This window comes from candidate division TA06 bacterium B3_TA06 (genome assembly GCA_005223075.1).
In the GTDB taxonomy this organism is placed as follows: domain Bacteria; phylum Hydrothermota; class Tepidihabitantia; order B3-TA06; family B3-TA06; genus B3-TA06.
This window is the reverse complement of the sequence record NJBO01000027.1, coordinates 1-21,761: the sequence shown is the minus strand read 5'-3', so window position 1 is coordinate 21,761 and position 21,761 is coordinate 1. Positions and strand designations below refer to the sequence as shown.

At 47.9% G+C, this 21,761-nt stretch carries 19 protein-coding genes; 7 read left to right on the top strand and 12 right to left on the bottom strand.

Annotated features, from left to right (window positions below):
- Both CEE36_10755 and CEE36_10750 read left to right on the top strand, forming a co-directional pair.
- Positions 1–310, top strand: a 310-nt coding sequence (locus CEE36_10755) for an IS30 family transposase (protein ID TKJ38475.1), incomplete at its 5' end; no start/stop codon positions are given.
- A gap of 745 nt (positions 311–1,055) precedes the next feature.
- On the top strand, positions 1,056–2,501 hold the full coding sequence (locus tag CEE36_10750; protein TKJ38474.1) for a hypothetical protein: 1,446 nt from the start codon (positions 1,056–1,058) through the stop codon (positions 2,499–2,501).
- Between the two features lie 380 nt (positions 2,502–2,881).
- Here CEE36_10750 and CEE36_10745 read toward each other — a convergent pair whose 3' ends face one another.
- Positions 2,882–3,082 carry a hypothetical protein gene (locus tag CEE36_10745; protein TKJ38477.1) on the bottom strand — a complete coding sequence of 67 codons (201 nt, stop codon included), beginning with the start codon at positions 3,080–3,082 and terminating at the stop codon, positions 2,882–2,884.
- Positions 3,083–3,111: 29 nt separating this feature from the next.
- Positions 3,112–3,330, bottom strand: coding sequence for a hypothetical protein (locus tag CEE36_10740; GenBank protein ID TKJ38473.1), 219 nt, complete (start codon positions 3,328–3,330; stop codon positions 3,112–3,114).
- Between the two features lie 233 nt (positions 3,331–3,563).
- Between CEE36_10740 and CEE36_10735 the strand changes: the two genes are divergently transcribed.
- Positions 3,564–4,736, top strand: coding sequence for a hypothetical protein (locus tag CEE36_10735; protein TKJ38472.1), 1,173 nt, complete (start codon positions 3,564–3,566; stop codon positions 4,734–4,736).
- Between the two features lie 43 nt (positions 4,737–4,779).
- Here the strand turns inward: CEE36_10735 and CEE36_10730 are convergent, their stop codons facing one another.
- The 10 genes from CEE36_10730 to CEE36_10685 all read right to left on the bottom strand — a co-directional run bounded on the left by CEE36_10730 (position 4,780) and on the right by CEE36_10685 (position 15,332).
- Positions 4,780–5,223, bottom strand: a complete 444-nt coding sequence (locus CEE36_10730) for a hypothetical protein (protein TKJ38471.1) — start codon at positions 5,221–5,223, stop codon at positions 4,780–4,782.
- Positions 5,201–5,797, bottom strand: a complete 597-nt coding sequence (locus CEE36_10725) for an ArsR family transcriptional regulator (GenBank protein TKJ38470.1) — start codon at positions 5,795–5,797, stop codon at positions 5,201–5,203. Before CEE36_10725 ends, CEE36_10730 begins: the two co-directional genes overlap by 23 nt.
- Before the next feature lie 403 nt (positions 5,798–6,200).
- On the bottom strand, positions 6,201–6,401 hold the full coding sequence (locus CEE36_10720; GenBank protein TKJ38476.1) for a hypothetical protein: 201 nt from the start codon (positions 6,399–6,401) through the stop codon (positions 6,201–6,203).
- Between the two features lie 29 nt (positions 6,402–6,430).
- Positions 6,431–6,649: a hypothetical protein gene (locus CEE36_10715; GenBank protein TKJ38469.1), complete on the bottom strand. Its 219-nt coding sequence runs from the start codon at positions 6,647–6,649 to the stop codon at positions 6,431–6,433.
- 121 nt (positions 6,650–6,770) lie between these two features.
- Positions 6,771–9,920 (bottom strand): DNA helicase, encoded by a 3,150-nt coding sequence (locus CEE36_10710; protein ID TKJ38468.1) that lies wholly within the window; start codon positions 9,918–9,920, stop codon positions 6,771–6,773.
- 217 nt (positions 9,921–10,137) lie between these two features.
- A complete protein-coding gene (locus tag CEE36_10705; protein ID TKJ38467.1) occupies positions 10,138–11,145 on the bottom strand; it encodes a hypothetical protein in 1,008 nt (335 codons plus the stop codon).
- The gene (locus tag CEE36_10700) at positions 11,145–12,104 is read right to left on the bottom strand and encodes a hypothetical protein (GenBank protein TKJ38466.1); all 960 of its coding nucleotides are present in this window, start codon (positions 12,102–12,104) and stop codon (positions 11,145–11,147) included. Before CEE36_10700 ends, CEE36_10705 begins: the two co-directional genes overlap by 1 nt.
- Positions 12,105–12,106: 2 nt before the next feature.
- On the bottom strand, positions 12,107–12,670 hold the full coding sequence (locus tag CEE36_10695; protein ID TKJ38465.1) for a hypothetical protein: 564 nt from the start codon (positions 12,668–12,670) through the stop codon (positions 12,107–12,109).
- Positions 12,667–13,482, bottom strand: a complete 816-nt coding sequence (locus CEE36_10690) for a hypothetical protein (protein ID TKJ38464.1) — start codon at positions 13,480–13,482, stop codon at positions 12,667–12,669. The genes CEE36_10695 and CEE36_10690 overlap by 4 nt, the downstream gene beginning before the upstream one ends.
- Positions 13,483–13,904: 422 nt before the next feature.
- On the bottom strand, positions 13,905–15,332 hold the full coding sequence (locus CEE36_10685; protein ID TKJ38463.1) for a hypothetical protein: 1,428 nt from the start codon (positions 15,330–15,332) through the stop codon (positions 13,905–13,907).
- Between the two features lie 185 nt (positions 15,333–15,517).
- Between CEE36_10685 and CEE36_10680 the strand changes: the two genes are divergently transcribed.
- From CEE36_10680 to CEE36_10665, 4 genes are all read left to right on the top strand, one after another.
- Positions 15,518–15,790 carry a hypothetical protein gene (locus tag CEE36_10680; GenBank protein ID TKJ38462.1) on the top strand — a complete coding sequence of 91 codons (273 nt, stop codon included), beginning with the start codon at positions 15,518–15,520 and terminating at the stop codon, positions 15,788–15,790.
- Between the two features lie 121 nt (positions 15,791–15,911).
- On the top strand, positions 15,912–17,270 hold the full coding sequence (locus tag CEE36_10675) for a hypothetical protein (protein TKJ38461.1): 1,359 nt from the start codon (positions 15,912–15,914) through the stop codon (positions 17,268–17,270).
- Between the two features lie 12 nt (positions 17,271–17,282).
- A complete protein-coding gene (locus CEE36_10670) occupies positions 17,283–19,328 on the top strand; it encodes a hypothetical protein (GenBank protein ID TKJ38460.1) in 2,046 nt (681 codons plus the stop codon).
- Positions 19,325–21,761, top strand: a 2,437-nt coding sequence (locus CEE36_10665; GenBank protein ID TKJ38459.1) for a hypothetical protein, incomplete at its 3' end; no start/stop codon positions are given. The genes CEE36_10670 and CEE36_10665, both read left to right, overlap by 4 nt.

Genomic DNA, 21,761 nt, shown 5'->3' with positions numbered 1-21,761 from the left:
TATCACCTTCGACAATGGCCCGGAGAATGCTGAGCATGAAGTCATCTCTAAGGCCACTGACATAAAGTGCTTCTTCTGCGAACCTTACTCTTCGTGGCAGAGAGGAACCAATGAGCACACCAACGGACTCCTCAGACAATACTTGCCAAAGAAGACTAACTTCGCTACAATCAGTAACGAGGAGATCAGATTGATAGAATCAAGGCTAAACGACAGGCCCAGGACCGAAGGGCGACGCATGCGGAGCGACTGCCTGGGTTTCAAAACACCCCTCGAAGTCGCTAACCTATGTGTTGCACTTCAACGTTGAATGTAGGAATTTCAAATTGACGGTAAAGGGAATTCCCCGTGTCATTGCGAGTTTCCGAAGGAAACGAAGCAATCTCAAGGCAGAAGGTTGAATCTGTGAAGAAGGTACTTGAAGATTCCAGGTCTGTGCTATGAGATTGCTTCGATTTTGTCGGACAAAATCTCGCAATGACCGATTCTCTGTGATCTTTTGTTGCAAAGATTGTAGATTGTAGGGGCACGGCATGCCGTGCCCTACCGCTATTTCGGGGTCCCCGAACGGATGTGAAGCAGTCGTTTGGGGTGTTTTAATCCCCCTCCCCCTACCCCCTCCCGTCAATGGAGGGGTATTTTTGCTGCGACTTTGTTGATCGCAAATTACCTCCCCCTTGATGGGGGAGGATAAAGGCGGGGGTGATTATGTGTTTTACCCTCCCTTTTTAAGCCTCCTCTGGAGGGTAGCCCTCACCGTCAAGGGAGGGGAGTAGTAGAGCGGGTCATTGCGAGGAGCGCAGCGACGAAGCTCCGAAGGGCGAACGCAGGGAGCAATCTCATCGAGGGATTTTTAATCCTTTCCTCCTTTTGCTCCTGAGGTGAGTGCCATGAGATTGCCACGATTTTGCTTTCGCAAAATCTCGCAATGACCGATTCTCTGCGATCTTTTGCCCGCAGGCAAAAGGAGCGTGTGTTCGGGGTCCCCGCGTGGATGCGGAGCAGCCGCGTGGGGTAAATCCTTGACAAAGCGACCGTAAGCGGTATGATTTATTGTGGGTTCCTTCTGGGTAATTATAGGTATCATTGCAGCGGTCACCGGTATCCTCTCGTTTCTTTGGCTGATCTGGAGTATCCTCCGTAAGAAAAAGGATCGGAAAGAGCTTAAAGAAGTAATTAGAGAAGTCATTCAGGAAGAAAAAGCGAAAGGTACACCTGTCTACCTCGACGGTCTACCCGAAGTCACAAAGCCGAGGAAAGTAGGTCTTCTACTCGAAGCCTTCCGCGCAAAGCTCGAGTATCGTCATGCCGATGCTATCGCTAAGTTCAGGGAATGCTATGACTTGGCCTCCGATGACAGCGAGCGCTGCGCGCTCCTAAACCTGATTGGGTTGAGCCAGAGAAGGAGCGGGGTCACACGTTACGCTGAACAGACCTTCCTTCAGATGATCAAGATTGCAGAACAGGCGGATATCAAAGAGGCTTTATCCTTCGCCCTCGGCAACATCGGCCTTGTCTATCAAGGTTTAGGGGAGCCAGAGAAGGCGCTTGAGTATCACGGAAAGGCGATGAAGATAGACGAAAAGATTGGCAATCTCGAAGGCCAGGCCGCCGCCCTCGGCAACATCGGCCTTGTCTATAAAACCTTAGGCGAGCCTCATAAGGCGCTAGAGTTTCACCAGAAGGCTTTGGAGATCAATAAGCAGATTGGGAGACTTGAAGGTCAGGCCAACCAACTCGGTAACATCGGCCTTGTCTACTATGACTTGGGCGAGCCTCGCAAGGCGCTGGAGTATCACCAGCTGGCCTTGAAGATCAATGAGCAAATAAGAAGACTAGAAGGCCAAGCCATCCAACTCGGCAACATCGGTAATGTTTACCGCACCTTAGGGGAGCCGCAGAAGGCGCTGGGGTATCACCAGAGGGCACTGGAGATAGATGAGAAGATAGGCTATCTTGAAGGCCAGGCTCAAGACCTCGGCAACATCGGCCTTGTCTATCAGACCCTGGGCGAGCCGCAGAAGGCGCTTGAATTCTACGAACGTTCGTTAAAGATAGCGGAAAAGATCGGCAGCCTCGAAGGTCAGGCCGCAGAGCTCGGCAACATCGGCCTTGTCTACGATACCTTAGGCGAGCCGCGCAAGGCGCTGGAGTTCTATGAGCGTTCCTTAAAACTCGCGGAACAAATCGGCAATCCAGAAGTTCAGGCTAGTGTCCTCGGCAACATCGGCCTTGTCTACCTTCATTTAGGGAAGCCTCAGAAGGCGCTTGAGTATCATAAGAAGGCGCTGGAGATCCATAAGAAGGTTGGCGGGCTTGAAGGTAAGGCTAACGATCTGAACAACATCGGTATTGTCTACGGCGATCAGGGGCAGTTCAAAGAGGCCCTTTCATATTTCCAGCGGGCCCGTGAGATTTTCTTAAAGATTGGGGCAAAGCACAAAGTTGCAGATTGTGACCGCAACATTGCCCTTGTTAAAAAGAAGTTGGAGAAGCAGTAAATTCACCCCTGGCAGCTATCTCCTGGACAGTCTCCAGCAAGGCCTTGACGGGCAATCTCGTAAGTTGCGTATTGATAACACGCCTGCAGCTCAGCCGGACAGAGCATCGGACGGTTTACCGCCGATGGTTTCAGTTTGCGCCTGTAGCTCAGATAGAAAGAGCATCGGATTTCTAAAAGGAATCCGCAGATTTAGGTCTTTTCCTGAAAACTTAGCGAGAATCCCACTACCTGATAAGCGCCGTGTTTTCTAGCACTTAGGGCATAGGTACGTCTTTGCTCCAAAGTAGGGGTTTTGGCTTTTATGGCATTCGTGGTATCTCTAACCTGCCTAAAATCAAGGAATTGGTGCAAAAGTGGTGCAATTTTGGTGCAGTAAGTCTATACCTTCTCAAGCCGCTCTCGGAATCCGTCGGGCGTCAGTTCAATCTCTCTGAGTATCTCTCGAATCAACGGGCGGGCAATGTCCCTTCCAGGATGGTTAGGCAAGGTGGTTGTTCTGCCGTCGGGGTGGCGGTAAAACACATGGCTGCCCTTCTGCCTCACCTGCTCGAAGCCCATACCCATAAGCACCTTCTCCATTGTCCTGAAGTTGACAATGGGCAGGCGCGTCACACCGACACCTCAATCTGCTGAAGCCCCACAAACTTTGGCAGGTCTTGGGTGGCCTCCCCGTATTCCTCAAGGCATAGCTCTAAAACCTCTTTGAGGTTCTTGTGAAGCTCGTCAAGGCTGGCTCCCTGGGTATGTGCGCCCGGGATGCCAGGGAATACCCCCACGTAAAGCTTTGTCTCAGCGTCCCATTCCACATAGGCGGTAAAGGTTTTCATCTCGTCCCTCCGGGGTGTCTTTTGCATAAAATTAGTATAGCGCATGAGAGAAGCGTGTCAACATGCTTCCTCCCAAAGTCACCGCTTTAGGGCAAAATTAGGGCATGATTAGGGCAAGGTTCTTGGTACAAAAGTGGTGCAATTTTGGTGCACCATACTGCCCCCTCTTGACATTCTTAGGATATTAAGTAGAGTCAAATATATATGCCGTTGTAGCTAGAGGAGGCAAAAGTATGAGCATAACCTTAACCCAGATTCTAAACCTTGTCGGTAAGTTAGACGATTCGCCAGGGGATGAAACTCCCCGGGAGCGATTTCGTAGATACCTGAGAGAAAACGTTAGGAAGGTTGGCCAGATACGAGACTATGTTGACGAATGCCTGCGAATCTCAGGACCTCAATATAATCGTGCTTTGCAGGATTTGGTTAATTACGTTGGTCATTTCTTGGGATTTGAGAAGGTGATCTTTGGACGTTACCAAGGTGTGCCAGGGGAGATAGGATTTGACGGACATTGGAAGTCGCCGACCGAGTTCCATATCGTAGTGGAAGTCAAGACTACCGAGGTTTATCCAATAAAGGTTGACGTTCTTCTGGACTACGTGGAGAAGTTGATTTCTCAAAGAGAGATACTCCGTGAGGATGATGCGCTAGGGCTTTACGTTGTGGGACGTCCTGATCCAGAAATCAAGCAACTGGAGAACGCTATTATAGTTGGGGAGAGGACTAATCGACTTCGCATTATCTCTGCGAATTCTCTTCTGTCCCTCGCCGAATTGATGGATGAGTATGAGGTAAACCATGAGGACATCCTGGCTGTGTTGCGTCCATCTGGCCCAACAATTGACCCCGTAGTTGACCTCATGGGACGTTTAGTAGCTCAAGAAAAAGTGGGAGAAGCAGGGGAGAAGGAACCCCCCTCACTAGAGCCATCCGCCGAAGAAGTGCCTGCCCGGCCTGCTGCCAAAGAAGAAGCCGCTTACTGGCTTACTCCGGTACGAAGCGAGGAAGATCTCACAGCCAAAGAGTGCATCAAAAGCCTCGTTGGAGAAGAAAAGATCCATGCTTTTGGTGAAAAGACTCCCGGCCGGAAGCATTTGAAACCAGGTGACTGGATATGCTTCTATGCGCAGGGAGAAGGGGTAGCTGCTCACGCTAAGGTAATTTCCTATCCTACGAAGAGGAGTCATCCCAAAATTGAGCAGCCGGAAAAGTATCCTTGGGTCTTCAAACTGGATCAGCCAGTCCTTTACTTAGATAGACCGGTTGTTATTGACGCCGTTTTGAGAAGTCAATTGGATGCTTTTGCAGATAAAGACCTGAACAAGCCTTGGGCGTGGTTTGTCCAGGCAACCCGCAAGATAACAAAGCACGATTTCGGCATTCTGACACGAGGGCATGATTAGGGCAAGGGATAGTGTCTCTTCCTCTGGTTTGTTTAGGGGTATGTTAATCTTCCCACAATTCCGGGTGATTGGCTTTCAGCCATTCCTCAACCCTTTGACGTAAATCCTCAGCCATACCCACCATTTCTTCAAATTCTCGATCCGAAATCGTTCCCATCGCATCGTAGCTGCTAATGCTTCGTTTCTTGCTGAAAGCATGAAGCCTGCGGACAAACTTGGAGTCCAGCGCGAGCGTTAGAGATAAAGATTCTATGGTATAATAGTGGTGAGAACTATGGGTAGTCCGGAAACCAACTGCCCGAAGCGCCGCTGTAGCTGCTTGAAGCGCAGCGTTGTAGGCTATAGTAAAACGCCAGTCGAGGGGCAACTTCTCAGTCTGACAAGCCTTAAGGTCACGAGCGACAAGACCTAGTAAGTCGCTAATTTCTTGCCGACTGCTGGTGTGTTCCTTCAACCAGCCGTTTTTAACCCAGTCCTGCAAGCTCACGTGCACTTCCTACCAGGAATATCTTTTCGCCCTTAAGAACGCTTGACAGAAAATGGTGCTTAGCGGCAACCTTAGAGCGGAACTCATCGGGCGGATAGACGGTGGGGTTAATCTCCCGGCGAAGCTTCTCCTGGGCGGGTGTAAGAGCTTCTACAACCTCTGAGAAGCCTACCTCGCCTATCACAATTACGTCAACGTCGCTTGAGCTGTTCTGGCGTCCCTGAGCAAAGGAGCCGTAGATAAAAGCCGCACTAATCCGAGCGGCCAACGGGATTAAAGCCGCCTTAAGCACGTCTGCCAGACCAAAGGTTTTCATTACCAGATTCTTAAGTTCCTCAAAGATAGGGCAGTCCTTGTTGGCGCTGTAATGAATTTGCCGCCCTATCGTTCTACGTTCAAGAATCCCTGCCTTGAAAAGCCGTCCCAGTTCTCGTTGAACTACTCCGAATCCCACACCTGTGATACGCATCACTTGACGTATATAAAAGGATTCATCAGGATGTCCATAAAACAAGGCCAGAATAGCTCTTCGGGTCTTTCCGAATAGCACTCCAGTCAAAGAATCTTCAATCATTGGCGTACCCAATTGGGGTACGATCGTACCCTTTCTGGGTACAACCTGTTACAAATGTAGGGAAGTAGCGTTCGGAATTAGTGTCGCTCATCAGTCTATTATATCAGGAATCCCAGGGATTTGCAAGGGTGTCTTTTGCATAAGAATAGTATAGCGCATGAGAGATACGTGTCAACGTATCCCGCCCTCCCCCAATTAATCCGGTGATGCCCGGATTAAGACTTTTCCCATAGAATAAGCACGGACCTCGCAAACCTATAAACTCCGTGTTTCCTATGCTTAGGGCATAGGTACGTCTTTGCTCTTGGGTGCACAGGTTTACTTTTGTTTTAGTGTTTCCTAATATAACCCGCCTAAAATCAAGGAAGTGGTGCAAAAGTGGTGCAATTTTGGTGCAGTAAGTTTATACCTTCTCAAGCCGCTCTCTGAATCCGTCGGGCGTAAGTTCGATCTCTCTGAGTATCTCTCGAATCAACGGACGGGCAAGGTCCCTTCCAGGATGGTTAGGCAAGGTGGTTGTTCTGCCGTCGGGGTGGCGGTAAAACACATGGCTGCCCTTCTGCCTCACCAGCTTGAACCCCATGCTGATAAGCACCTTCTCCATTGTCCTGAAGTTGACAATGGGCAGGCGCGTCACACCGACACCTCAATCTGCTGAAGCCCCACAAACTTTGGCAGGTCTTGGGTTGCCTCCCCGTATTCCTCAAGGCATAGCTCTAAAACCTCTTTGAGGTTCTTGTGAAGCTCGTCAAGGCTGGCTCCCTGGGTATGTGCGCCCGGGATGCCAGGGAATACCCCCACGTATAGCTTTGTCTCAGCATCCCATTCCACATACGCGGTAAAGGTTTTCATCTCGTCCCTCCGGGTTGTCTTTTGCATGAGAACAGTATAGCGCGCGAGAGAAGCGTGTCAACATGCTTCCTCCCAAAGTCACCGCTTTAGGGCAAAATTAAGGCATGATTAGGGCAAGGGATTATTCAGATATTTCCAGCCCTTTGAGCTGGTTGACGACCTTTACCGTCTCCAGGCTCACGGTTATCACCTTCTTGATCAATCGGATAATGTACTGCTCATCATCGGCGCGATTGGGATCGCTTACGATGCCTGAACGTTTATCGGTCTTAACCCGGTACTGGTCAACGATCCACTCCAGGGCCGAGCGGTTGCCGAGACGGTATTGGTAGACCTCTTCAGGGATGCCTGCCAAGGTGAGGAAGTCGTTGTAGATAAGCTGGGTTTTGTCCTTGGAAAGTTTCATCTTCTCCACTTTCAGGTTTAGGGGCACATCGGGGTTCTCAATTTCCTCAAGCTCGTATTCGGGCTGGTCTTCGTAGTTGACGTGCAGATCGGCAAACTTTTTGCCTGCCCTGGCAAAGGCCCAAAAGTCCGGGGCAAAGGGGATGCGGGGCAGTTCGCGTTTCAGGTTTGCGGCGTACTTTTCGCGGTATCCGGGATGGTGCAGCAGCCCGTACACGTAGTGGAATATGTCCCACTTGGTAATTTGATCCCCCTTTGGTTCCCCCTTATTAAGGGGGACCGCTTCAGGTTGCCCCCCTTCTTTAAGGGGGGTGCCCGAAGGGCGAGGGGATCCATAGTGCTCCCTGAACCGCTGCAGCGCCCAATCGGTAATGTTCTCCCGCCGGTTGCTCCCGTCCTCGTCGTAGGTGTAGAATGGGAAGCAATGTCCATTTGAAGTTAATTGGAAATCAGGGATATGGTTGGTCATTATTGTATGTAAAGGTTTTTTAATACCTGCACCATTAATACATATTAAGCGGTTTACCGATTCTTCTTTTTCAGAAAGAAAGAACCATCTAAACAAACCCGGTCTATCGTTTAGAATTTCATCATAATACAATAGGATTTGTTTAAAGGGTCGGTACAACGCCTTCCTGATTTTAGACTTATTAAACTTAGCTTCTTGGCCTCGTCTAAGAGCATCTTTTAAATGCGCACTCCACTTCACTTTTTCATAATCAACAAAACCGTCTACATCTTCTGGTTTCCCCTTAGATACATACCTGTGGACTTCTGTATTGTAGTTATCACAAAAGGCTTCTATCCTATTGGCTAATATCTCAACATCATAATCGTAAACGATAGGATCTCTTGCTGTAACGACACCCGGTGCCAAAACTTGAAATATTGTTCCGCAAGGCGTACCCTTAGATTGTTTAGCTTCCTTAGAACAAAGGGGAATAAAAGTTTCAAATTCATCACAAATTCCTTCTGTTAGCCAAGTATAGTTCTTATCGGGGTTGATCTTTTGCCAATCAATGTTATTTCTGTGCCCTTTATTCTCAAGAAATTCATATTTCTGCTCCTTACGCCAGTATTCATCAAGACGTGCATAGTAAATTTCCCCCTTTTTGGTTCGTGACTTACTCTTAACTAACAAGTTGATACTTACACCAACTTGAATCCCAAAAACATTGTGTGTTGTACCTGATATCTTTGGGTTCTTACGGACATCACCACCTAAGTCTAAAATATAAAGGGAAGTAAAGTCTTCAGCTAAGGATTTTCTCATCCCGTCAAAAGTCACTCCATCAATAAAGCTATTGTTAGTTACTAAAGCGACGATGCCTTCATTGCCTATTCTTTCTGAAGCCCACAGTATTGCTTTGACGTAAGGGTCATTCAATCTACGAATCAAGGTAGCCCTTGAAGCTTCACCATACTTCTCGGATACTCTCCTGTCCATCACAGGATACTTTCGGTTCTTATTGTTATCGTTCTCATTCACCTGTCCTGCGTTATACGGCGGGTTGCCGATGATTACGAAGATGGGGGCGCGTTTCTGGCGTTGGACGCGCTCGGTGTTGGCCTTCACAAAAAGCGGACGCTGCTTTTCCTCGGCCAGCTCAAAGGTATCCACGAAGCAGATTCCCTCAAACGGTTCGTAGCGCCCGGTAAGCTCGTAATACGCGTGCTCGATGTTCATCGAGGCAATGTAGTAGGGCAAAAGCATTATATCATTGCAGTGTAGCTCGTGCGCGTACTTGTGGGGCAGTGCGGTCTTCTTCATCTCCCGCATGATGCGCACAATAAAACTACCAGTACCCACGAAGGGATCAAGGATGTGCACGTTCTCAGACGAAAGGGAACTGTTGAATTCCTTTTTGAGAATATCTTCCACGGAGTTGACCATGAAATTCACAATCGGCTGGGGGGTGTAGATGATGCCGAGGACGTCGGCCACCTTGACCGAGAACCCCTGGAAGAACTGTTCGTACACGGTGTTGAGGAACGACTGCTTCTGCGAGTAGTCGTCTATGGTTGCGGCGGTGGTTTCGATGGCCCCGTAGAAGCGGTCAAGCTTGGCCAGGAAATCCTTGCGGCTGAAGTAGTGAGAGGTGAGGGTGTCCACGACCTTCTCGATCTCTGCTGCGATGATGTTGTGACGCACGAAATCAGGGTTGTTGAACACGGTGCGGAACAGCCGCTCGGTCATAAGATGCTGGATAAGCATCTCCCCCACCGCCTGCTTGGAGAGGTTAGGATTCAAGGACTGTTTGCAGAGCGCAAAGAAATCTTCAAACGCCTTCTTGAAGTCGGGGTTCTGCTTGTACTCGTCTCTTATCTTATCTCGTAATCCCTCGCCTAGCTGAGGAATGAGCGGCTTGAATTCCTCGACCGCTCTTTCCCACTGGTCGTAAGCGGGCGGCTCGTAGGCAAAGAACAGCTTGAGGGCGGCGATAAGGTTTTCTTGGTTGGTCTCGGAGATATCTTTATCGAAGACTTCTTGTCCGTGCTGGTAAAGGATGATTCTATCCGGTGACTGGAAGATGATGTTGTCTTTGGGGTATCCTTTCTTGAACTTCTTCTGGACTTCTACCTCAAGATCGTCTCTCGTATCCTTGGCTTCCCAGTAACCGTGAGGCAGCTTGTATTCGTCAAGCAGAGCACCGTCGACCTGGATGGACGCTGAGTTATTGCGGGCTTTCATTCGGTACTGCTCAACCAGGGTGAGATCAAACTGCTTGGCACACTTCCTTAACAGTATGCCAAATGCTGGAGATACTGAGCCTTCCTTGGTTTCGCGGAATAGGTCAAGCTTCTGAAGATTGGCGTAGTAGTCCTTAACAGCCTTGTGGTGTGGTTTAAGATTCAGCTCCTGCAAGGTGCCTCCGGGTTCATAAGAGATAATATACGGGCGTAAGAGGTTGTCAACCTTTACCCCGTAGTGCCGGGTTGAAGGAGGACACCCCCTACAGGCGCGAGGCGGGGGTTTTGTTTGAGCATCCACTCTTACGTATTTTCCTGGGGTGCTTTTTTCACGCTTCCCTCGTACTTCCTCGTCGAGGTCGAAAAAGATATGCGGGCTGCTAGATTGACAGTTATTGTTTTTTTTCTTTCAGTATCTCCCTTTCCAAGTCCTTCAGAGGTTTCTTTTTCCTGGTCTTCTTGTTAAACAAGAAGGTGTACCCTGTTTTGATTCCTGCTTCCACCTTCGCCAACTTGTGGAACATCCTTCTGTCTAGGTCGTACAATTTCTTGAAGTCTGATTCGGTTTTATAGGCCCCACACCAACACTCCGTAGATGTACCCATTGAAGTAGGTAGTAATTCCTTGGGTATTCCATCGCCTTTTATATGATTGTAAACCTCTTCATCGGACCAATCAAAAATAGGGCTTACTGAGAGGCACTTAAAACTTGGGTGATACCAAATCGGAATATACTGTCTGCGAATAAATGACTCCACAGCCCTTATGCCATCGAAGATTACTTTAGGTTCCTCGATCTTCGCTAAGAAATCCGCAACGGGCTTGATCTTCAATTCTCTACAACACCACCTTTTACCAAAACTGGGAATACCCCATTCTTTGACAAGAGTGAAATAGTCTATTTCAGGTCTGACTATTTCCAGTTTGACTTTCAAGCTTCTGCAAATTTTTCTGACGTTTTCCATGGTTTGTGGAAGCCCTGCTGTCGTGTCAATGTAAAGTGCCGTCACTTCTCTACCTATAGACTCAGCAAGGTCTTTTAAATACGACAATGTGGCAAGGCTGTCCTTGCCCCCGCTAAACATAACAAAGGATTTCCTGGTTTCCAATAAATGCTTAACATCACTTTTCTTGAGTGTGACCTGGGTTCGGACTTCATTAGCTTGTTCTTGATCAAGTTCACACACCTTCCTAACTTTACCCCACTTGATATGCAGGATGTAGAGCGGCTTCACCGTCGGCCCCTTGACCCACCTGGTTATAACCGTTCCCCATTCGCCGCATTTTGGACATCGAACCCTGAGTCCTTGGACTTTAGCCCCTGCAAAGGCCTTCTCTACCGGTGTCCACCACTGGTTCTTTTTGGGTGTAGCGTTTCCTTTGGAGAGGGCTTGCGTCATTATATCTTCCTTAACTCTCTAACCAATCTATCATACCTATTCTTGAAATCTGGCAAAGGGGCCGCTATTAAACGCGGCTCATCATCAATAGTATAACTCACACAAGAGGCTAAGCCTTGTGGGACTAAACTGTTTTCAACCAAATCAGGATTTAAGAAGTTGCTCCCTATAACATCAAAATATTTCTGAACCGCCGGGTGTTTTTGAAGAGCATTAAATATCTCGGACAAAGTTACTTCCTTTCTTTTGCTCGTAATAAGGATCTCATATGACTTTATACCTGTGAAAGCTGTCTTTTCATGTTTGAGAACATCTTTTTGCCACACATTCAATTGAACATCTACTTCGCGTTTAAAATCCTGTAATGATGAAGTCTCCTTCACAGCATTTAGAATTTTAGGGAGAAGCTTTCTGACTTCTAGGTGTTTCATCGTAAATGCCAACAGGGAAGTCTCTAGCATCCTAATTACTGTCTCCGTTTCCATTGGAATAAGTTTGTACTTTCGATCTGGGCCGCTTCTTACTGACCGAACGGATCGATACATATCCTGGTGCAACGGATAATCACACACCAAAATCACAAATACATCTTCGTGTTGAACATCAGGTTGCTTACAAAAATCTTCACAATGCCTAATAGCTGATGAAAACTCCTGTTTCCATTGGCCTGCCCCCTTTAACCTAGTTGCTTCTATTAAAAGGTGAAAATTATAACAATAAGCAATTGTGTCAGGCCCTGGTGGTGCTTGAGTCATAGAACTAGATTTGCCCTGCCAAGTTACACGATATGTCCTCTTAGTATTATCATCATCAAGCGAATAAAAAGGTAGATTAAGGATACAACTAAAGGCCTCTGCAATAAGCTTCTCAAAATGGGTTGCTTTATCAGTAAACGGGGCAAGATATTGTTTTCGATTTACAAGCCGTCCCAATATTATCTTAGCCTGGGCTTTTCTCATGCTTATTGCCCCTCCTCTTTAGCCTTTTGTACTACCCAATCTATAACTATCTCCCTGACTAAATCTGCGGGATCAATTTTTCTATCCGTTGCAATTTTTATGAGTCCTCGATAAATTTCATCATCGAAATCCATTATGAAGACGTGCAATCCTTTTTCGTCCAATATCAGTTTTTTTGCATCTTTGGCTGGGATGTCTGTATTCTTAATCAGTCGTTTTATATCTCTTACATCCTTGGATTGTGAATTTATAATTGCCTTAGCCGCAGCAATTTGTTTTGCAGGGTCTTTAAGAACTGCGAGCTCTTTGGCAATATCAACACTATCTATTTCCCTTTCGGCAATTAGGTTCTGAACTTCTGGATGGAGTTTTAGCACAGCTAAGAATTGTCCAACCATGGATGAGGAAAGTCCAACTTGTTCTCCTGCCGCTCTCTGTGAACCATAAAGATCAACAAGGTATTTGAAGGCCTTAGCAATTGTGACTAGATCTTCTTTTCTCTTTTTCCTTTGTGTATTCGCAAACACAATAGCCAAAGCTGTTGTCTCGTTGTCAATCTTCCTCATTCAATAAAACCTTTGTTTATAAGCCATTCTTCCAAGGCCTCAACGATTATTTCCTCAGCACTACTTCTGTATTTCTCACGTGCTCTCTTTACCCCCTCCGCAATCCTTTGAGTTACATTGATAGTATAACGTTCTCGCTTCCGTGCTCTTGCGAGATCGACCACCTCCTCTATGGTTTTTTCAGGGTTTTCTTCTGCTACCTCAATTACCGTCAGCCTGTCTTCACTGCGCTTCAGTTCCTCGATCTTTTCCGCAACTTCAACGGCCTTTTTTTCATCCGCAATTCTTTTTACAATTCTCCTAGCCGTAGTAGCACTTAACTTTCCTTCGTCTACCCTCTCCTTAATAGGTTCCGGAACACCGACATACCCCAAGTAGTTCCGTACCGTCTGCTCTGTAACACCAAGATATTCTGCCACCCTCTCAGGAGTACCGAGTTTGCTTAATAAGGCTCCTGAAAGTCGCATTTTATCCCGATAATTCAGAGGGAGTCGGTGGATGTTCTCACTAAGAGATTTAATAACCGCCTCTCTCTCATCATCCACAGTAGTAATAAGGGCAGGGATTTCTTTTATTCCTAGTTCCTTGAAAGCCCTATAGCGTCTTTGACCGATTATCAACTTGTATTTCTTTCCTTCTCGGTATACTAAGATAGGTTGTAGTAACCCTATGTCGTCAATACTTTCTGCGAGCAAATTAATATCTTTTGACAGGTCCGTCTGTCGGACATTAAAATCACTTATTTCAATGTCATCAATAGGGATGATGTCGTATTTAAAATCCCACTTCTTCTTATCTTTATTCACGTCGATCTCACTTCTTTTGTTTAACTTGGATTGTCAACAGGTAATGTTGACCCAAAGAAAGCATCAGACCTAAAACCGCTCCATCCGTCTCAAACACGGGATAACTATATGCCCAATTCCTCATCTGTCAAGCCTTCACACCGCAGCACCGTGCTTTCGTTTGGCACCGACCTACAGGCGCGAGGCGGGGCTGCCGCAGGACGCGCAGGTTCTAGGGGCGGTGTGCCGAGCGGTCTCGGATGCAGCGTGCCCCTCAAGGGTGCTTGCGCCGGATTCAAAAACGAGTGCGCCCTTCCTTTTTTCCGGTAGCTCGCCATTCAGTTAATATAATCTATGAGGGGAGGCTTTAATTAGTCTGGGAACCCCCCTAGATAGGTGAAACCAGGAAGTCTCACACAACTCGTTTAAGCGTCGGAGCAGTATTTCCCCTAATGCAGAAGAATCACTCGCGAGACCCTCCCCCCGCTGCCTCTCTTAATCTCTTGGATAAAGTAAACTCCTCGCGACATACCCTCTCCCCAGGTGATTGTGCCGGATGGACTTGCAGAATGCATCTCTCCTACTTTTTGACCTGCGGCATTGAACACTGAAGCGTGGAAGCCTTGTGGGTGATCCGCGTAGCGCAGGATAATCTGAGGACCGATGGAGCTAACTACCTCCCAATCCGCTGCTGCATCTACAACCGCTTCCTCCGTGACCGCCGCCGTATCCCCATTAGCGTTGGTCTTAATCAGGCAAAGTCGGCCTTTTAGGTGCCCTGTAACGATGTATCCCCCGTCTGTGGTCTGCTGAACACAGTAGCCATAATCTTCCCCTACTTCTTCTCCGTAAAAACGGGTCCATAATTCGTTACCTTGCGGGTCGGTCTTAACCAAAATAATCTGCTCTAAGGTGAAAGGCGTGGGCCTCACCGTACCGGTGATTATATAGCCCCCGTCATTGGTCTGCTGTATATGGTAGCTGTAATTGTAAACAGTCCATACATCATAAATGCGTTCCCACAAAATCTCCCCCGTGTCATCGGTCTTTAAGAGCCATATTCTGCCGATTATAGCTGGATCGACTTTCGTATAACCGACAACGATGTATCCCCCGTCACTGGTCTGTTGCACACAGGTACCCTTATCACCGTAAGGGCCTCCAAAGGTTTGAGTCCATAAGGTATCGCCCGATGCATCCATCTTCAAGAGCCAAAGATCATTCCGTGTTGATGGAGAATATTTATATCCCGTGACGATGTAGCCGCCGTCCGTGGTCTGCTGTACAAAGTAGCCCTCGTAGAATTGCGAGTCCCCGTATCTGCGTAACCAGAGGGCATCGCCCATCGAATCCGTCTTAAGGAGCAAAAGAGTGCAATTCTCGTAGTCTCCAGCGGCAGCTCCGGTAATGATATACCCGCCGTCAGTGGTTTGTTCCCCACACACTCCTGCATAAGGGCTATAAGGTCCTTTATACCGATGGGTCCACAAGGTGTCGCCGATGTAATCCGTTTTTATAAGCCAGAGTCCGTCGGCCTCTTCGTACCCGCCAAAGGTCCACCTATTGCCGACTATGATGTATCCTCCGTCTATGGTCTGACGAACGCAACAGCCTGCATCGGTGACTAACTCTGCAGTGTCCCCGTATGTTCGGCTCCATAGAATGTCGCCTTGAGGGTCTGTCTTGATTAACCACAGATCACCGAATCCCGTTTGGGGGTATCCTCTGCCTACAACGATGTAGCCCCCACCTGTGGTTTGTTGCACCGAGTATCCCTGGCCTTCTCCGTAGGTGCGTACCCAGCCTGCGTGAGTGGACAATGGGATGCCCACAATCCCCGATGCAATCAAAGGAATAACAAAGAACTTCTTAACCATTGCGACCTCCTTCGTCACTATCTGATTTCTAAAGGAATAATAACCCATGCGGCAAACGATGTCAAGGGCTTGACAAACTAGCTTTTTTGAGTATATTTTTGACAGAGGAGAATGAGGTGTCGCGATTCACTGGGAAAGGGCACCGTTAAGTCTCCAAATAACATAACCATAGAGAGGAGGATGACATGAAGCCCTTTGCAAGGTTGAGTGTGCTGCTCGCCATAGCTCCTTTAGGAGCAATCTTAGGCTCACTCTCTAAAAACTATACCTTCAGCACCTCGGATATTACCATTGATACGGTAGAGATAAACGGAACAACCTATCACGAGGTCTATCTTGAAGACTGCTTTAATGACGCGGCTGACTTCGGCGATCCATCGCTCCCTGTAATGGACGTGCATTTTATCCTCCCGGCGGGGCTTGACAAGGGCGATAAAAATACTATACTTTACCTATAAGTTCCTTAAAGGGGAAGATTATGAAGTATTCCAAAACGAAGCTTATGGGACTCCCCGTACGCAGACGAAGTATGCGCGTGGGGCACATAGCCTTGTCCTAACCGACTGAAAGGAGGACGAAATGAAAAGGCTTTCCTTAGTTTTAACCCTTGTCACACTGCTCGCGGAAAGCAGCGTGCAAGCCACAACTTGGTTTAAAACCTACGGAGGGGAAGGGGTAGACAGGGGTACATGCGTACAAGAAGTAGAAGATGGTTACATAGTTACGGGACGTAAGGCTCTTAACTCTGATGATTACGCGTTGTGGCTACTTAAAACAGATACTCTAGGCAACGTTATATGGTCAAAAACGTACAGAGCGACTGATTCAACTGACGCTAGGGGTAATTTTGTTAGACAAACCTCAGACGGAGGTTACATTATCACAGGCGTAGATTGGAGCGGTTTCAGTCAAATTTGGTTGCTCAAAACCAATGCTGACGGCGATACATTATGGACACGCAATTTCGGAAGAAGCATCGGCTATTGCGTACAGGAAACTAATGACGGTGGTTATATTCTAGCTGGAAGAAGAAATTGGAACGACGCTAAGCTTTTCTTGCTCAAAACCAATCCGAACGGTGATAGTGTTTGGATGCAGACTTATCTTCCAAATGGTTGGGACGTTAGTATAGGATTTTTCGTACAGCAGACACGCGACACTGGGTATATTGTAACAGGTTTTGTAGGCGATACAATGGGGTCTTCTTACCCACTATGCTTGATAAAAACCGATGCCGAAGGGAAAACGCAGTGGACTCTTATTTATAATGCAGAGGGTGGTCAATGCGTAAGGCAAACAAGGGATTCAAACTACTTGGTCGCAGGAATAATAAGGAACCATGCGGGTTTACTTAAAGTGAATTCTAGTGGAGATACGCTCTGGAGTCGTACTTATGGTTTTGATCAGGCATCTTGTTGTATAGAGAAGAAGGAGAAAGATGAGTACGTTCTTACCGGGGATGCGTATAAGTCAATGGCCTTCTCAAACTCAAAAGCTGGAAATTCATGGTTGCTAAGCACAGATAATTACGGCGACAGTCTGTGGGCTCGGAACTATGGCAGCATGTCTAATTATTATGTACAAGAAACCAGAGACAACGGATTCATAATAACAGGCGGCAGTGGAGACCTTTTCTTACTCAAGACTGACTCTCTCGGACTGTTAGGAGTGGTTGAAAATCCCATTGTAGAATCCGACAACGGCTGGAACGTGCCCCATTCCATCGGCAGTTATATCGTCCTTCATTATCAAGGCCTACCCCAAGGTTTCAGAGCCAATGTCTTTGACGTTTCCGGCCGCAAGGTAGACCAAATTAGAGGCGACGCCAACGAGGGAGCGATGACGTGGGGCATTAATCAACCGCCTGGGGTGTACTTCATTCAGGCGTTGGATAATCGCAATCAACTTAAAACAGCAAAAGTGGTGCTGGTTCGTTGAAAGGAGGATGAGATGAAATCCTTAAGACTTCAAGGCAAGCTTCTTGTTGTTTACATTGCTTTAGTTAGTGTTGTAAGCTTGCTCAAGGCAGACTACTATCAACCCGATTTCTTCCCGATTGGGCTTACAGGTATAAACCCAACGGGGTGGGCTTCAAATAACTGTCCTTACGGTAATTTAGAAACTCCGTGGGAATGGCAAAAAGATGCTGACCACCCTAACGGCGAAGACTCCCTCATTTTTAAGCTCGGCGTTAACTGCATAGGTAGCGAGGATGCGTACCGGTATTATCTTATGAGTTTCCATGGCCCCAATTCTCAAGATAACTACCTCTACAAAGTCTGCGTTCCCTCTTTCGATCCTACCGACTCGGTTGACAGCATCTTTCTCATCACGGCAGCTTACCACAGCACCATTCGCTTCACTGATTACTATAATGATACTACCGAACACGTGGGAAGTACTACAGATATCCCTCCGAACGCGTTCTTCCGCCCACCCTATTGGGGAAAGTGTGGAGGAGATACCAACTCCACATCCCCTTATGGCGATCCGAAGTTCGGCCACGATTGTAGTGTTGACGGAGGAACTGGTTACTATCCTTACGGAACCACTTACGACAACTGGAACGATTATGACGGAGATACAACATGGCACAAGATGGCGGATGAAGCGGTAGATAGCTTTGCGGCTTACTTTTCCCATCACTTAGACACCGCCAAGTATATCTGGGGGTACAACCTAATTACAGAAGATCCAGCAACATATCGGAATTTCACGAACCTTAGCCGTCCACCTTGGCACGGGTGTTGGGCGGCAGTTGATCGCATCTTTAGAGGACACAATACAGGCTTTAAAGCAAGCATTACAGATTGGGAATCGGACTCGGCCAAGCACGCTGGTATCCGTGGTGTTGAAGAAGCCTCCTCTGCATTTAATAATGGACACCGGATGATTATAGCGAAGTCATCCACGTCTCCAATGCACAGAGGAGGCTATAATATCTTCGAAGCCCTGCCCGATCTGGATGCTTTTGTTGGCTACTCTCATGGTTGGTGTCATGGAAACTGGAACTATGGGTGCGATTCTATCTTCGACTGGTTCCTTTACGGCGATCCGAGCAAACCGCAGGCAAAGGGAGGCCGCCACAACATAGCTATTTACTTTCAGCGATACGGAAAAACTAACTTGGCATACCCTGACCAGAAGCGGCGTTGGATACCTGCCTTGTGCCTTGAATGGCAGATAGACAAAAACAATCTCACCAAGGCTAAAGCGCGGCGCCCCTGTCCGCCGGAGATTCGCTGTGCAGCATATCTGGTATTATCGCGTGGGGCTAAAGGTTTACTCTTCCATCCTTGGACATATAACTATAAAGACACAAATACTGTTGATCTCGATCCTTCAGATATCGCTATTCCCTCTTACGGGGCGAGTCAGTATCACTATTACAATCTCGGTTTGAGGGATCAGGTGGGATACCCTTTCGGTGAAGGTGGACCTCGTAGCGGAACTCATAAACTGAATAGTGGGGGCGGCGGCTCAACCTATTGGCATACTAATCGGGATGATACCACCTACGACTATCTGGCGAATTCTTTGATCCCTGAAATCAAGAAGATCGCCCCCAAGCTCATGCAGCTTGATTGGGTGAATGCGTACTCGCTGAATTCAACCGCGCCGGAGTGGCGGTCGCCCTGCCCGCACTACTACGTGGATGACGTGTGGGGTGCGGAGTTCATGGACGTTGCCTTCTTTGACCATCCCTATGAACCAATCGGCGTCGAGTACTTCATGATGGTCAACCGGGAAGGCATCGCGGACATGACCAACCGCACGGTGTCGGTAGCCCTGGACGCCGAGCACTGGCCTGAAGAGGATACGCTTATCCTTACTGACATCGCCAACGCGGACAATCCACGAAAGCTCAAACGCGTCGGTGAGAGGTTTACGTTTACCGAGGTCTTCGAACCCGGGGAGGGCAAGCTTTACCGCGTCGCTCCCACCAACGAGGCACCCATCACCCTTGTCCCGTCAACAGAAGGAGGTGTACGATGAGACGGATTACAATCTTCGGTTTGCTCACCTTGGCCGTAACGGCCACCCTGCTTCTCGCAGCCGGGGGTTGGGATGACAGTCGCAACATAGATCCACACTCCCACGAAAACATCCCCTTCGCCGTGGTGAATAAAGTTTGGGGCAATGATACGACCATTTACTTTGGAGAATTGGCTTACGGTTCAGAGAGATACTTAGTGGTGGTGAACTCTAACTGCGACACGGTAATAAAAAGCAATGTAACAGAAACAATCTATTTAGCTGTGAACCCTGGGCCAGGCAAGTACGAGGTAATCGGTTATAGAACTTTGGGCGATGATCAGGACACACTTATTGATACGGTAAGCATTGATAGAACGCATCGATTAGACACTATCTCTTTTGCTCTTACCCGTGGCGGCAGCATCCTGCTTCACTTTAATCCGGTAACACCTGACACCGCGTACAACCACTTGTACGTAGATGACACAACAGCTACATACGCTGTTAACGGACGTAAGATTGCTATTGATAGGTTTGGCAGGATACACGTATGCTACAACGACCTGTCAGGCTCCACCCATTCCGTGTGGTATGCACGTTCCGACAATGCATGTACGACTTGGCAAAAGCAGAAAATAGCAGATAACGCGTACTGTCCTACCATAGCAGTGGATACGTTCGGCCTCCCATGGGTTTCCTACATGACATACCCGGATATGGATACCATCCGTATATGGAGTGAGGGGTTCTACGATACACTCTCAACCGGCATAGAAGGAGCCAGTATTTCCAATGCTCCCGCCATCGATCTTGATTTTGAGCAAGGTGTAGGTGTAATTTATTTCTCTTCAAGGCACACGCAAGAAATCACTATGACAGTAATTGAATTACCCTCATTAAAGCAACTTTACACAGACATCCAGACCGAGAATTTCGGCGTGGGTCCCCTCTCTTGTTGCATCTCAAACTATCTTGGCAAAGCTCTGGGCGTTGCGACTGCACGATGTGGGAATCAACGTCTTTCGGATGGATACCCGTATTACGAAAAATTTGTCAGGAGACTTGATATCAACCTCAATGATCCCTTGAAGCATCACAGATATACTCCACACAATTCTGAAGGTGCATGTAGCGATCCAAACGTAGGAAACCAAGGCTCACAAGTTTGGGCTGCTTACTACCAACCTACCACACATACGATCCGATACAAAAAAGCCTCACCTCCCGATTATGTATTCCCTGGGGGTAATGGTGACTCGATAACCTCTCCGGCTGGTAACTATAAGGCTTACTCCGTTCAACTTGCTGAAAACTTGCCTTTCATTGTCTGGTCACAATCAAGTCCCGACGGTTCATGGCGCAAAATCTACTACAACTACATGAAGACTAATCAAACATGGTTCGATAGAATACGCTTAAGTCTCACCAACGCTTATCAACTGGAACGCTACCCTCATGTAGTTGCGGATTACGACAACAAGAAGATTTATATCATGTGGACCCAGTTCCCTCGCCCTAGTTACTCAGGTGATACCCTCATCAACTTCAAGGTTCTTACTTTTCAAGACATCGGCTGGGATTCGGTGTGGGTAATTAACCCCAATGGGCCACGAAAATCTAACTGGCCACACGTTAATTTTCCACAGTTCCACCGACTACCAGGCAATCCGCCTTGGTACTGGCTAGGAGACACTATAAAGGTTGTATGGAGTCTGAAAAAAAACGACGCAATCAAGTCTTGCATTTACGCCACATACAACTATCCTGGTGGAAACTGGGATTCACTTGGGACTACATATGGCAACGACACCACCTTCGAGTGGGAGACCAAAAAAGCCGGAGACTCATGCCGTGTTAAAGTAGTTGCGTGGTATTCTGGCGGGAAGAACCCATACGATATCTCCGACGAGAACTTCCGAATCGTTGGTTTTAACATTGAACCTCTGGCTTGGCCAGCAATTGTTCCAGGCGGAGGTCCATCGAACATTCTTACGGGTGGAGGCTTCCAAACGATCCAATGGCAAGCTTCGAGCTTTAATGGTCTGGACACCACGCAACTGCAGGCAACGGTTAACGGAGGAGGAAGCTTCTCCTTCGTGGGTGACAGCTGTTCTTATGACTCCACGCTTACGGATACCGTAGTTTCAGGCAGCGACACCCTATACTGCTACGAATACACTGGCACCACCTACTGGACAACCCCTTCAACACCAACTTCTTATGGCTTCCTGCGGCTGATGGCTGTGGATACCACCTCTGATACGGTCTATTCCTACGACTTCTACCCGTTCTGCATCCCGCCGCCGGGTGGGTATAAGTACAATACCTACTCGAACCAGGATATAATGAGTCTCAACGACGACGGGAATAAGATCGGTCTGGTCTACACCGCGCAAGACCCGGACGACGCGACCAGGCTCTCGGTGATCTACATGGAGTCGGCGGAGGGGC

Bases quoted from the DNA above. Each gene is read 5' to 3' on its own strand.
- CEE36_10745 (TKJ38477.1), bottom strand. From the start codon at position 3,082: ATGGAGAAGGTGCTTATGGGTATGGGCTTCGAGCAGGTGAGGCAGAAG.
- CEE36_10740 (TKJ38473.1), bottom strand. From the start codon at position 3,330: ATGAAAACCTTTACCGCCTATGTGGAATGGGACGCTGAGACAAAGCTT.
- CEE36_10735 (TKJ38472.1), top strand. From the start codon at position 3,564: ATGAGCATAACCTTAACCCAGATTCTAAACCTTGTCGGTAAGTTAGAC.
- CEE36_10725 (TKJ38470.1), bottom strand. From the start codon at position 5,797: ATGATTGAAGATTCTTTGACTGGAGTGCTATTCGGAAAGACCCGAAGA.
- CEE36_10720 (TKJ38476.1), bottom strand. From the start codon at position 6,401: ATGGAGAAGGTGCTTATCAGCATGGGGTTCAAGCTGGTGAGGCAGAAG.
- CEE36_10715 (TKJ38469.1), bottom strand. From the start codon at position 6,649: ATGAAAACCTTTACCGCGTATGTGGAATGGGATGCTGAGACAAAGCTA.
- CEE36_10705 (TKJ38467.1), bottom strand. From the start codon at position 11,145: ATGACGCAAGCCCTCTCCAAAGGAAACGCTACACCCAAAAAGAACCAG.
- CEE36_10700 (TKJ38466.1), bottom strand. From the start codon at position 12,104: ATGAGAAAAGCCCAGGCTAAGATAATATTGGGACGGCTTGTAAATCGA.
- CEE36_10695 (TKJ38465.1), bottom strand. From the start codon at position 12,670: ATGAGGAAGATTGACAACGAGACAACAGCTTTGGCTATTGTGTTTGCG.
- CEE36_10685 (TKJ38463.1), bottom strand. From the start codon at position 15,332: ATGGTTAAGAAGTTCTTTGTTATTCCTTTGATTGCATCGGGGATTGTG.
- CEE36_10680 (TKJ38462.1), top strand. From the start codon at position 15,518: ATGAAGCCCTTTGCAAGGTTGAGTGTGCTGCTCGCCATAGCTCCTTTA.
- CEE36_10675 (TKJ38461.1), top strand. From the start codon at position 15,912: ATGAAAAGGCTTTCCTTAGTTTTAACCCTTGTCACACTGCTCGCGGAA.
- CEE36_10670 (TKJ38460.1), top strand. From the start codon at position 17,283: ATGAAATCCTTAAGACTTCAAGGCAAGCTTCTTGTTGTTTACATTGCT.